The organism is Flavobacterium sp., assembly GCF_036405015.1.
Lineage (GTDB): Bacteria > Bacteroidota > Bacteroidia > Flavobacteriales > Flavobacteriaceae > Flavobacterium.
The window spans coordinates 1-14,017 of record NZ_DASWYK010000069.1 but is presented as its reverse complement, the minus strand read 5'-3'; the positions used below and the strand labels follow the sequence as shown (position 1 = coordinate 14,017).

General features: G+C 36.1%; 8 protein-coding genes. All 8 read right to left on the bottom strand.

Annotation, left to right across the window (positions count from 1 at the left end):
• Positions 1-38: 38 nt before the first annotated feature.
• Positions 39-2,489, bottom strand: a complete 2,451-nt coding sequence (locus VGE71_RS05850; protein WP_331137473.1) for a glycoside hydrolase family 95 protein — start codon at positions 2,487-2,489, stop codon at positions 39-41.
• Between the two features lie 231 nt (positions 2,490-2,720).
• Positions 2,721-4,139, bottom strand: coding sequence for an acetylxylan esterase (locus VGE71_RS05845; protein ID WP_331137472.1), 1,419 nt, complete (start codon positions 4,137-4,139; stop codon positions 2,721-2,723).
• A gap of 150 nt (positions 4,140-4,289) precedes the next feature.
• Positions 4,290-7,070, bottom strand: a complete 2,781-nt coding sequence (locus VGE71_RS05840) for a glycoside hydrolase family 78 protein (RefSeq protein WP_331137471.1) — start codon at positions 7,068-7,070, stop codon at positions 4,290-4,292.
• Between the two features lie 159 nt (positions 7,071-7,229).
• Positions 7,230-9,095 carry a six-hairpin glycosidase gene (locus VGE71_RS05835; RefSeq protein ID WP_331137470.1) on the bottom strand — a complete coding sequence of 622 codons (1,866 nt, stop codon included), beginning with the start codon at positions 9,093-9,095 and terminating at the stop codon, positions 7,230-7,232.
• Positions 9,096-9,273: 178 nt separating this feature from the next.
• Complete coding sequence (locus tag VGE71_RS05830; RefSeq protein ID WP_331137469.1) at positions 9,274-10,191, bottom strand: glycoside hydrolase family 43 protein; 918 nt, start codon at positions 10,189-10,191, stop codon at positions 9,274-9,276.
• A 257-nt stretch (positions 10,192-10,448) separates the two neighbouring features.
• The gene (locus VGE71_RS05825; RefSeq protein ID WP_331137468.1) at positions 10,449-12,020 is read right to left on the bottom strand and encodes a glycoside hydrolase family 28 protein; all 1,572 of its coding nucleotides are present in this window, start codon (positions 12,018-12,020) and stop codon (positions 10,449-10,451) included.
• 107 nt (positions 12,021-12,127) lie between these two features.
• Positions 12,128-13,531: a glycoside hydrolase family 140 protein gene (locus tag VGE71_RS05820; protein WP_331137467.1), complete on the bottom strand. Its 1,404-nt coding sequence runs from the start codon at positions 13,529-13,531 to the stop codon at positions 12,128-12,130.
• Between the two features lie 195 nt (positions 13,532-13,726).
• On the bottom strand, positions 13,727-14,017 hold a 291-nt coding region (locus tag VGE71_RS05815), incomplete at its 5' end, for a hypothetical protein (protein ID WP_331137466.1).

The window sequence follows — 14,017 nt, the reverse complement described above, 5'->3', positions numbered from 1 at the left end:
TTTTCTTATATCACTTCTTATATGGTTTTAAAATATTTTTAATTTCCTGTAAAAGTATAAGTCTGTCCTGCTTTCATATTCACATCGTAAATATTGTAATTTGGCAGTTTTACTTTTTCTAGTTTAGCTTCGCTTGAAATAATTGGTTTCTTCACTTCAACATCATAAAACAACGGATTTGTATTTTTACCTTTTGCTTTTTTGATTGAAGAACCGCTTAACGTATTTTCTACTTTTAAACGGCAGTTTCCTCCAATTTTCGAATAGATTTTTAAAGTCGAAACTTTATTATTTTTCCAAGTCATATCAATTACGAAACCACCTCTTGTTACTAAACCTTTTACACTTCCGTCTTTCCAAACCGTTGGCAAAGCAGGCAATAACTGAATCACATCTTCCTGACTTTGCATCAACATTTCGGCAAAACCAGCCGTGCAACCAAAATTTCCATCAATTTGAAAAGGCTGATGCGCATCTAACATATTCGGATATGTTCCTCCACCTTTTCTTTGGTCAGCCGTAACTAAATGTAATTGATCCTGAATCAATTTATATGCGTGATTTCCATCTAATAATCTCGCCCATAAATTCACCTTCCAACCCATTGACCAACCTGTAGATTCGTCTGTTCTGTAAATCAAAGATTGTTTAGCAGCTTCAAATAATTCTGGAGTTTTTATTGGTGAAATCTGATTACTTGGATATAATCCGTACAAATGCGAAACGTGTCTGTGATTGTCTTTCGGATTATCCCAATCGTCTTGCCATTCTTGTAACTGATTGTGTTTTCCAATTTTCATTGGAGGCATTTTTGCCAAAGCATCGCTAACTTTTTTTACATAAGCCGCATCAGGTGAAACCAATGCAGAAGCTTCCATAACGTGCGTAAACAAGTCAAAAACCAACTGATTATCCATTGTTGTTCCTGACGCAATTGTCGCTTTTCCTGTTCCGCCAGCGTGTGTATTTTCAGGAGAACTTGAAGGAACTACAACCAAATATCCAGTGTTTGGATCTACAATCATGAAATCCAAAAAGAAATCGGCAGCACCTTTCATTATCGGATAAATCTCTGCTAAATACTTTTTATCTCCTGTATATAAATATCTTTCCCATAAATCCTGACAAACCCAAGCGCCACCAGTTGGCCACATTCCAGAAGCAGCTGAATCTACTGGAGCTGTTACGCGCCAAATATCGGTGTTATGATGTAAAACCCATCCGCTGGCATTGTACATCATTCTAGCTGTTTCTGCACCTGTTACACTTAATTCTTTTGCCATTTGAACAAATGGTTCGTGCATTTCCTGAAGATTGGTTACTTGCGCTGGCCAGTAATTCATTTCGGCATTGATGTTTGTTGTGTATTTACTATCCCAAGGCGGTGTTACCATATCATTCCAAATTCCTTGCAAATTCGCTGGCTGTCCGCCTGGCTGTGAGCTTGAAATTAAAAGATAACGTCCAAACTGGAAATATAAAGCTGCCAACTGCGGATCGAATTGTTTCGAAAAATCTCTAATTCTTTCGTTTGTTGGTTTCTTAATCAATTCATTTGAACCTAAATCTAAAGAAACTCTGTTGAAGAATTTTTGATAATAATCAACATGTGCTTTTTTGATTTCGTCGAAACTTTTTGGCAAAGCCTGATCTAAAAATGATTTGCTTTTTGCAATTTCATCTCCAGATATATCTTGGTAGTTTTTAAAATTAGTTGCAATCGAAATGTATAAAACAACTTCATCAGCTTTGCTGATGCTTAAAACACCGTTACTCGCATCGATTTCTCCGCCTTTGTTTTTAGCCGTAAGTCTTCCTTGAAATTTTACTTTTCCTTTTACGCCTTCAAAGTTAGTTCCAACTCCCGAAAGTATAATTTGATTTCCTTCTGTAGAAGCCACTGTTTTATCAATCGGGCTGTTCATGAAAACGTTACATGTAATCTGACCTGGTTTGCTTGCAGAAAGTTTCACCACAATGACCTGATCTGAAAATGCAGTTAGAATTTCTCTTGTAAATTCAACGCCATTTACTTTGTATTTTACTTTAGCCGTCGCATTGCTGATGTCTAAATCTCTGTAATAATCCGTATATTTTTGATGTCCATTGAATGAAATATAAACGCTTCCGAATGTTTGATAGGGCATTCCGTCATTGGTCTGCGACATGATATCTTTCGTAGCCAAATCTTGCGCTTCATCGAATTTTCCGTCAAAAATAAGCTGTCTTACTTTTGGCAAAGCCTCAATTGATTTTGTATGTGCATTGCTGTTTGGAGAACCTGCCCAAATGGTTTCTTCGTTCAATTGTAAACGCTCTACTGCTGGGTCTCCAAAAACCATGGCCCCCAAACGTCCGTTACCTAACGGTAAAGCTTCATTCCAGATGGCTGCTGGTTTATCGTACCATAATTTCAGATCATTTTGTGCTGTTGCAGTCAGCGAAAAAATCCCAAGACAGATTGCAGTGATTTTAATTTTAAACTTCATAGATATATTTTTCTTTTGCCACGAATTACACTAATTCGCGCTAATTTCTTTTTTTATTCTTAGCCACAGATTAAAGGATTTCCACTGATTAAAATCTGCTGAATCTGCGGGAAAAATTTTTACTCTCGCAGATTTAGCAGATCAGGCAGATAAAAAAAATCCTTTTTAATCCTTTTTAATCCTTTTAATCTGTGGCAAAAAATAATTCGTGCCAATTCGTGTAATTCGTGGCTATTTTTTCACTTCATAAACCTTCAGATTTTTTTCTCCGAACATTTCATATAATTTGTTGATGTCTTTTAGAGCATTTTTCGGCAGTTTTTCTCCTTTATCTCCAAAAACAAAAAGCTTTTCTTTTGGTTCAATTACACAAGTCGATTCATCAATTTCGCCTTTGTCGTTCTTCACTTTATTCAAATCTAAATTTAGATATTTCGCCATAAACGGATATAAAGCCATACGTTTCGAGATTCCGAAATCGTGTCCTTCTTTTGCAAAATGAGCGTTTTCTACTAAATCTTTCTTGCCGTATAATTCATACGTTCTTTGAATGAACGGAAACTCTAATTCTGGAACTGCCAATGTCCAATCTTTTCCATCTGAAACAATCAATTGCGGTTTTGGAGCCATCATGGCAGAGATTTCGGCATTGTTTGTTCCGTTTCCGCATAAATGAACTCCGCGCCCGCTTTCGCATGGACATCCGCCTGAAAAGTGAGATGAAACCATTACAACAGGAGCTGAAACTTTTACACGATCATCAATCGCTGCTAAAAACATCGTGTGCGAACCTCCGCCAGAACCTCCTGTCACTCCAACTCTTGTCATATCAGCATTTTTTACGGTTGCCAAATAATCCAAAAAACGAATTCCTGTCAAAACCTGAACTGTCGATGCAATGCTGTTTCTGTGCGTTTCTTCAGGAAACTGCAATAGCGATTCTCCCCAAGCAAATAAGTCATAACCTACAACAATTGCTCCCATTTTGGCCATCATCGCACATCTGTACTGCTCGTCTTTTCTATATCTTCCGTCGCCAAAATGTCCGTCGGGAGTTAGAATAACAGCAGCTTTTTTATTTAGTGGATACGGTTTATAAATCGAACCCGTCGCGTAAACCCCTGGTAATATTTCCAAAGCTATATTTTCAACACTGTAGTCTTTGTAGATTCTCTTTGGAGTTAAAAGTGGTTTAGACTTAGGTGTAGGGGGCGCCTTATCCAAACCAAATGATTCAATCATACAAGCTTTTAACTCCATTTTGCGTTTTTCCCATTGTTCTTTAGTCGAATAAAGGCTTTCTAAATAAAATAAACGTTCTTTTCCTTTATCGACTGAAACTTTATGGTTTTCATATTTACGAATGATGTACGTTCCATCCGGCTGTTTGAAATACATCAATTCGAATGGAGCCAAAATATTAGTCAACGAAAGCGGCAGATTTCCCGGTTCAATTCTCCAATCGGCATAATCCAGTTCTTTTCCTTTTAATAAACCTCTGTCATCGTTGATTGTTACTTTAAAAAGCGTTTCGATTTTCTTTAAAGTTTCTGATACCGGTTTTCTAAAATTGGTATCAGAAGTGCTTTGTGCATTCGCAAATGTCAAAGCAAAAATCGAAACTAAGATGATGTATTTAATATTCTTCATTTTAATATTGTTGTGTGTTAGTACGCTAATGAAATGGATTTACTTCGTAAATACGCCGATAAAAAACGGATTTTTTTGTTATTAAAAAAAAGAAAAAATCCGTGTTAATCAGCGTTTTCGCGAAAGCGAATCAGTGTCATCCGCGTTCCATTATATTTTGCATTCTATTGTATAACTTCCAGATCCTAATTCTAAAGTCGGTTTTTTATCTTTTTGATTAAAATCTGCTCTAACCTTCTTATCATCAATTCTTATTTCTGAATTTTTAGAAACGGGCAATTTTATTGTCGCAGTTGTATTCACGGGAATTCTAACATTCAAAATAAACTTACCGTCTTTTTTCTCCCAAGAAGAAGCGATTTTTCCATAAACCGATTGATAATCCGCTTTCGCGAAAGTCATATCGCCAACCACTTCCGGCTGAATAAAGAAATGTTTGAAACCCGGTTTTTCAGGATCAGACACAATTCCGGCTAAACTTTGGTAAAACCATTCTTCTATTTGTCCCAACATAAAGTGATTCCATGAATTTCCTTTTGTTGGATCCCATTGTTCCGTTAAAGTGGTCAAGCCAAATTTAATCTGAAAACCATAACCCGGCGCATCGTAATGATTGTGCATTCTGTACATCGTTTCGTTTTCGCCATTTCTAGCCAAAGTCTGGAATAAATAGCGATTTCCAACATCTCCTGTTGTCAAACGATCTCCTTTTTCTTTGATATCAGCCAGTAAATTCTGCATAACCGCTTCTTTGTACTGAGGCTCTACAATATCCATAAAAACTGGAACCGAATTACTAAACTGACTATTAGTTCCGTATTGTTTGGTTTCTGGATTGAAAAATGCCGCGTTGAAAGTAGTTTTAATTTCAGAAGCTAATGTTTCGTATTTTTCAAAATCTTCCGTTTTGCCTAATAATTTAGCGGCTTTAGCTGTCAAATAAGCTCCGTAATAATAATGTGAAGTCGCAGAAAGCGCAATCGGACTGTTTTTTGAATATCCAGCTGCATGGGTTCCGTAATCGTACCAATCCCCTAATCCGTGAGAAACGATGTGATTGGTGGCTTTTGTTTCTAGATAATCGACATACTTTTTCATTATTGGAAAATATTTCTCTAATAATGAAGCGTCTCCGTAATACTCGTAATACATCCAAGGCAGAATAACTCCTGTAACGCCCCATTCTGGAGAATCTGTAAAATCGCCACCAAAAATTATGTATTCTGGCACAATACTAGGAATCAAACCATTATCTCTTTGTGAATCAGAAATGTTCTGCATTGTTGCTGGAAGGAAATTCTGCAGATTATAATTGAACATCAATCCTGGTCCATTCAACTGAATTTCTTCTAACCAACCTAATTTTTCACGTTGCGGACAATCGGTGAAAACGCTTTGGAAATTACTCTTTATTGAGTTGTTAATCAGTTCGTGTGTTTTATTAAAAATCTCATTTGAACATGCAAAACTTCCCGCTTCTCCAGCCGAATTGTAAATGAAATTTGATTTTAAATCTACTAAAGTTGGAAACTCCGCATTTTTAGCGTCTTTGTAATTAATGTTTTCAATTTGAACGTATTGATAACCATAGAAACTAAATCTTGGCGTCCATTCTTCTATTCCGTCACCTTTTAAAGTGTAGTCGTAGTAATATGGTTTTCCAGACCTTCCCTGCGCGATTGTGCCTTCTTCATTTAATCCTTCAGCAACCCAAACACGAATTGATTGTCCTCTTTTTCCTTTTACTTTGATGGTTGGAAATCCAGAAAGATTTTGTCCCATATCAAAGACATAGAAATTAGGTTTCAGCTCTTTTACCGTTTTAACTTCATATTCTTTTTGAATTGTAACTGGCGGTGCGGTCTGAGGTCTTAAAACACCTTTTGGAGCTTCCTGAACCACAACTTTTTTCCAATCTCTATCTTTGAAACCTTTATTTCCCCAGCCTTTTTGTTCTAAGTTCGCATTGTAGTCTTCTCCACCAAAAATACTGTTGTACGTAATCGGACTTTTGCTGTATTTCCAAGTCTTATCTGACTTTACAATTTCTTCTGAACCATCATTATATTTGATTTTCATTTTGAAAAACAAAGTCGGCGGACCAAAACTTACAAAGAATTTGGTATATCTTTCAGCCAGCGTATTGTACATTCCGTTTCCTAACAGAACGCCAACTACGTTATCGCCTTTTTGAAAATCTTTTGCGCTTAATTCGTAAACATTGTAATTAACCGTTTTATCATAATCTGTCCAAAGTGGAGCAAACTGGCTATTTCCAACTTTTTTCCCGTTGATGGTTAATTCATAATGTCCTAAACCTGAAATGTAAACAACAGCTTCTTTGACTGCTTTTTCTACTTCGAAAGGTTTACGAAGCATGATACTTCTTCTTGACAATGAATCTGAAGCATTGATAAACGAATTCTTCTTTTCTCTGTTATAAGTCGCTGTGTGATACGTTCTTCCTTCAGGTAAATGACTGTCTGCTTTTGTAATCGCCCCAATCCAAGTTGGATTTAAATCTGATTCTAAAGGCGCCGTTCTAAAAGAAGCATTTCTACTCCATTTTGAAACTTTTCCAGCTTGATTCCAAACTTTAACTTTCCAGAAATATTTGGTTTCGTTTTTTAAAGGTTTTCCGTTGTAAACAATGTGCAAGTTTTTATCGGTATTAACTCTTCCTGTATTCCAGATGTCTCCATCATCATTATTTAATTTTTCTTCCGAAGAAGCTACTAAAATCAAATAAGCGACTTGCGACGCGTTGGATTCTTTTGAAATTAATTGCCAGCTTAATTTTGGTTGATTCTCTACAACTGCTAATGGATTTTCAGCCATTTCAGTTGTTAAGCGTACAGGCAGAATTTGTCCTTTAGAAACTAAGGTTACTAAAAGGAATGCGGTTACTATTATGCTTTTGAAAAACTTCACTTTTATATTTTTTTTCGCCACGAATTCACGAATTAACTCTAATTTTTCTTTGTGTTTGATTTTTCGAATTTATACCGAAATATTAATTCGATTAATCTGTGAAATCATTTTAATCTGTGACAGAAAAAAATAAATTCGTGAATTCGTGGCTATTTCTTTTTATAATTTTTTAGTTACCAAAGATTCAATATTGAATACCGCTTCTGGGATTTGCTTTCCGGTTTGAGGCAGGTCATCGTAATCTTCTGTGTCTGGCGCTGTATCTGGATTTGGATTATGTCTTTGCTCTCCTGTGCGGAACATAATTCTTTCAAAACCATCTGTTGGCGCATAAAATATCTTTGTTGATTCTTTTCCGTCGTTTACTTTTATAGTGTATTGACGGTTCTTAGCATCTAATTTAACTGTGATTTTATACGCTTTGTTTGCTTCGTATTTCGCAACGGAACTCAAACGAGCGCCGTTTTTCACTTTTAATTCTCCGTCAGAATCAAAAATTAGTCGTACTGATGGCAAGCCTTGTTTATTTTGGAATTCAATCTGCAATAAACCATGATTATTCTGTTCTGGCATTACAGTGAAAACAGCTTCCATTTTTGATGTGAAAGGAATTACTCTTTCCGCACGAGAATAATCAAAATAATCCTGATCTCTTAAAGTCAGCCATTTTTTACCATCGGCCTTCTTTTCGATTTTTGTGGATGCCCAAGAAAGATCGTAAGTATTCCACATTTTCAATTCTTCTCCGTTTGGAAGATTATTGAAAACATCATTTGCTTGTTCTGTTACTACCGAAGTTACCGGAACTGGAATCGACGCCACCCATATATCTTCCTTATTTACGCTGTAACCTACCCAGATTTTTCCGTCTGGCGGAGTTCCGTCGCCTTCTGTGATACCGCGTACATATTGAGGTCCTGCAGATTTGTAATTTCCGCCATAACGCATCGGACTCACTTCTCCATGAACCAATAATAAATCTTTATAATTCAATCCGTCATCACTTGTCGAAATTGCTAAAGGCCAACGATATTCTGATGGATTATAAAGCGTAGCATAACGGTTATCTGATGTTTTTTGTCCCCAGATTTTAGCATTGCTGTTTACAAAACCTGGCGCGCGCAAAGGCATATAATCCCAAGATTTTCCTCCATCTCTACTGATTGAAGTTAATGCATGTTTCCATAAACCAACCACATTTCCGTTTGCTAAATGATAATAGCTAAAAGCTTTGTATGGTTTCTGTAACGGAATTAATTCGTCATCGCGATCGGCTTCTTCAACCCATTGCTGTAACATCAACGGATTCGATAAAATTTCTTCGCAGGCTTTTTTTAATCCTTTGTCTTTTGAAGCGGTATAAAATGGAAATTTAGATTTCGATTTATCCCAAGTTTTATTGTATCTGATGAAATAGATTTCGCCAAAACTTCCGTCTTTTTTGATTTCACGAATGACACGACCAATTCCTTTTCCATCATTTGGATCGTCTTTTTCATCCATTGCGATTCCGTAATACGCCAAAGCAAAAAGTCGTTTGTCTTTTGAAGTATAGAATCCCATTCTTTGATGCATAATCGCATCCAGATTTTTGGCAACACCTTCTACGCCCTCTTTTTTCCAGCCGTCAGGAATTCGGTAAATAGGGAAAATAACTTCTGGTTTTGTCCAAGTTACACCGTCTTTAGAACTCATAATTAAAGTCTGACTCGGTGGAATGTGTTCTCCAGAAGGGTCGCTTAAATAATGCAGATAAAAAGTATTATTCCAATACGCCATCATCGGCTGGTGATTGTACGTCCATCCAAAACCATCTGCTTTTTCTGGATGTTCGCGACTTGCACGCATGATTTGTGTCGTGTGAACTCCAACTGCAGGACTTAACATTCCGTGATGGTAATCGATGTTTGAAAGTGTTTTACCAACATAACGAACAGTGTCGTTTTGAGCATTTACAGCTGTACCAACCAAAAGAAATGTGGCTGTAGTGATGATGTTGGTTTTTATGTTTTGGAAAGTAATCATTGGTATTTTATTTTTTTGCCACAGATTTCACAGATTAAAAAGATTTTTTTCTGCTTGATCTGCAAAATATGCGGGAAAAAATTACTCTCGCAGATTTTGCAGATTACGCAGATTTATTTTCTAATTAAATTTCAATAGTAAAAATCATTATAATCTGTGTAATCTGTGGCTTTATCTTTTATTTTTTATCAATTAATCCTTTTAAAACTTCGCTTGAAATTGTTGTAATCGTTCCGTGTTTATGACCTTCTGGAAGACTAATTTTAGATGAAACATCTTCAAAATGAACAAAATCTGTGGTGCTTAAAGCTTTATAATTTTTTGAACCGTAATTATCATAATACAACAACCAGTTTTTACCGACTTTTACAACCGTTGGACCTTCTGATAAATATTCGGTTAAAGGCTCTGAGCTTTTCTCAAACGGACCTAAAGGCGATTTTCCGAAAGCTACTTTTATGTTTCGCATTGGTCTTGTGTTGTCTTTCAAAACCAAAACATAATCTTTCTTTCCTTTTTTGACAATCACACAGTCAATTACACTGAAACCAGGGTCGTAATATAATTTTGTATCCGAAAAAGTTTTGAAATCCTTGGTCGTTACGTAATACATTCTGTGGTTGTTTTTCTCTTCTTCTACACCTTTTGGAAATCTAAACGGAATTGTTGATGCCCAAATAATAATGTATTCCTTTTTCACATCATCATAAAAAATCTCAGGTGCCCAAACGTTTATTACTTCAGGCTCGTTTTTCATTACTGGAATATATTGTTGTTCTGACCAATGCATCAAGTCTTTTGAACTTGCGTAACCGAAACCATTTCCGCCTTTCCAATCGGTTGTCCAAACCATGTGGTATGTTCCGTCTGCTCCTCTGGTTATAGACGGATCACGCATGATTTTACTGGCTCCGATTTCTGGTTTTAAGAATGAGCCTTCTAAACCTTTCCAGTTGTAACCGTCTTCGCTGTATGCCAGATATAAACCTTCTGTTGCGGGTTCTCTAAACGACGTAAAAAGATAAAGTTCTTTCTTTTTCTGCCCGTAAGATACCGCAAAAAGTGAAAAGGTTAGTATGATGAATATTTTTTTCATGTCTTTTTCTGTTCTCCTGCAAGGTTTTCAAAACCTTGTAGGTTTGTTATGTTTAATCTAAAAGCCTAATAACTACAAAAAAGCAAAATCTTTCTCTTTAGCCCCGATCGCAGTGGAAATCCTTTTGTGCCGGGGTTCGGCACAAAAGATTGGAACGAAGAGCGGGACGATGTTTCCAAAAATACCTTTTGTTTCTGCTTCTAAATATAATTATTAAAATACCTACAAGGTTTTGAAAACCTTGCAGGAACGTGGAATTATTCTGTAATCGCTTTTTTATCTAAAGAAGCGCCTTTTTTAATTTTCGTTATTACATTGTTGAAAACATTGTTTTTCAAGAAAATGTTTTTCGTTTCTTTTCCATCTGCTTCGATAAAAATATCGGTTGAATTAAATGGAAAATTATTGTTGATCAACGTATTAGAAACATTATCTAATTTGATCACTGGAACATTTTTTATTGGTGTTGAAGAACCAACGTTGTCTAAAATGACATTTTTTGAATCTGAAATTTTGAAAGAAGACCCCACAGTTGCGTTTACTTTTACATCATGGAATTCAACATCTGTTGCTGTGTTTACTGTAAAACCTTCTTTTCCGTCGATATTAATATTTGAAAAAGTGATGTTTTGAATTGGCATTTCGGTGATTCCTAAAATCTGTCCTGCTTTGTTCACGTTTGAAGCGGTAATGTTGCTCATGTGAATGTTTCTGAAAATCGGAGTTTTCTCTGTTACAGGCTCTACTTTAGTACCTTTATCGTAAAAAAGGCTTAATACAAAAGCTTCTTCTTTGATGTTTTTCATTACGATATTATCAACGCGAATGTCTTCTACAACTCCGCCTCTTCCGCGAGCCGATTTGATACGGATTCCTCTGTCTGTTCCGTCAAAAACACAGTTTGAAATCGTGATTTTTTTGATTCCGCCCGACATTTCACTTCCTATAACTACTCCGCCGTGACCGCTTAACATCGTACAATTTGTGATGGTTACATTTTCTGTCGCTTTTCCGTACTTACGACCGTCACCGTCTCTTCCTGATTTGATGGTAATGCAGTCATCTCCAACGCTGATATGGCAGTTTGAAATGTGAACATTGGTACAAGAAGAAGGATTGATTCCGTCTGTATTTGGCGAATGCGGATTGAAAATCGAAATTCCTGTAACCGTTACGTTGTCGCAGAATTCTGGATTAATTGTCCAGAAAGGTGAATTTTGGAAAGTCACGCCTTCAATCATAATGTTTTTGCAGTTGTAAGCCTGAAAGAACGAAGGTCTAAAGAATTTCTTGTCAACCGTTCTTTTGTAATATGGTTCTGTGTAAAGGCCTTTGTTTTGCTCTTCCCACATGGTTTGGTATTTTGTTGGAGGTAAAGGTTCTTTTGCAGTTTCAATTCTGTAAACTTCATTCCACCACGCTTTTCCTTGTCCGTCGATTACACCTCTTCCTTTAATGGTGATATTTTCAACATCTTTTGCGTAAAATAAAGGTTGGAAACTTTTCATTACGATTCCTTCGTAACGCATTTCTACATAAGGCAGAAAATCGTCGAAGTTTTCCGAGAACTTCAAAAGCGCTCCAGAATCTAAATGAATAGTGATGTTGCTTCTTAATGTTAAAGCTCCTGTCAAGTATTCCCCTGCTGGAAAAAAGATGGTTCCTCCGCCGTTTTTAGATGCTTTTTCGATTGTTTTCTGAATGGCATCGGTGCATTTTTGGCCTTTGTTGTTTCCGCCTTCGTTTAAGATGTTGTACCAACCGTCGTGTGCGAATGTTGTTAAACTGGTGATAAAACAGAGTATGAATAGTATATTTTTGATTTTCATGGTTGTGTTGTTTTCGTTCGTGTAAACCGCCACGAATTGCTTCCCCTGTTCGCTATCGCTCGAGTCACGAATTATTTTACTAATTACTTTTTACTTTTCACTAATTACTACTTAGAGCGTAAAATCAAAACCCAGTCATTGCCATCTTCTTTTTTACCTTCTGGTTGAAAGTTTTGAGTTCCCTTATTATCAAAAATTCCAATTTTGGTTTTCTTTCCGTTTCTTGGATTGTACCAAGTTGCTTCGAATTTATCACCGGCAATTTTTCCTAGTTTTGCTTCTATAATTCTTCCATTGTATGTATAAAACAAAGCATATTTCTCTCCTCTTATTGCTGGAATATAATCGTATTTTTCTCCTTGGTTAACCACTAATGAAATATCTGGAGTTCCTTCTAAAAACGGAAATTCTTCCATTAATTTTTTGATGTAAACCATTTGTTTTGCTCCCGGCGCATTGATTGCTGATGTCCATAATTCTTTATTTCCATAAGCTGGTTTGTCGCCTTTTCTGAACATTTGCATTACGGCGTTATGTCCGTAAGTGTAACCTGCTCCACCTGATAAAACTGACCAATATCCGTAACGACGAACATCGCTTGCAGTCCACTTTGGCTGTAAAGTATCGTGTAAACCGTGTGGAATTCCTTCATAAGAAGGTTCTCCGTCAAGTGTTGGTTTTGTTGGTTTTAATTCGAAATCCCTTAAAACAAATTTGTAATTATCTTCTTTGAAATTCGTTTTGATAGAATCCTGATCGTATCTTCTGTGTCCTGATTGGAACATATTGAAATCTAACCATTTTTCGTTGTGGAAGTTCTCTGAAGAATCGGTTCTTCCAAACGGGTGAAAAGTCACTAACTGGTTTGGATTATTGCTTTTTAAAGTATTTCCGATGGCATTCCAGATATCTTGGAATTCGTTTCCGTGTGTGTCTCCACCGTTTAACCAAATTATGTTGGTTCTGTTTTTATATCTATTGGCTAAAAACTGAGCGTATTCAGTTGCTTGTTGTTTACTTACTCTGTCGCCTTTTGCAACGTTTGTTCCCCAAACTGGAACCATTGCAACGTAAATTCCGTTTTTCTGAGCTACGTCCAATGTATAATCTACGTGATCCCAATAATCGTATTGTTTTGGATCTTTGAAATCATTTCCCGCTGTAATCAATGGTTTTGAAACATCTTCGTTGATCAAAGCCGAAGCACCATAAACGTTAACCGCATTGATGTTGTGCAAAACCATTACCTGAACAACATTGAATCCTTTGTCTTTTCTATCTTTAAAATATTTCTCAATTCCTGCTCTATCCAATTTTCCGAATGCTAGCCATCCTGTGTCGCCCAACCAGAAAAAAGGTTTTTCGTTTTCGGTAACAAAATAATGCTGATTTTTAGAAACTTTGATTTCAGGCAGAGATGCTTTTGTTTTAGCAGATTGCGAAAATCCGCTTTGTGCTGTAAACATAAAGCTTATACAAACAGCGTATAAAGATTTTATTTTCAGATTCATTTTGATATATTTTTGAATTATGTTTCTATTTTTTTTGCCACGAATTCACGAATTAACTCTAATTTTTCTTGTGTTTTATTTCTCTAATTATTCTAGCCACAGATTAAAAGGATTATTTGGATTTTTTTTAATCAGTGAAAATCCTTTTAATCTATGGCATAAAAAATAATTCGTGAATTCGTGGCGAATAATCGTCTATTTTTTCACTACAAAAAGCACTTTTTCTTTTATTTCGGCTTGTGGAATGGTTACTTGTTTTCCTCCGCTGATGTTGGCTTTTTTGGTTATATTTCCTGTTGAAGCATTGATTGCGAATACTTCAAATGTTCCTTTTTCGTTTGATAAATCAATTGTAATATCTTGATCGTTTTTCAGATAGAAAAGATAGCTTTTGCCTTTGTTTTCTAATTTCCAAAGATTGTCTGAGAACGTATTTCCGTCAACTAATTTCATTTCGCTTAAAGCGGAATAAAACTGAGGCAATTC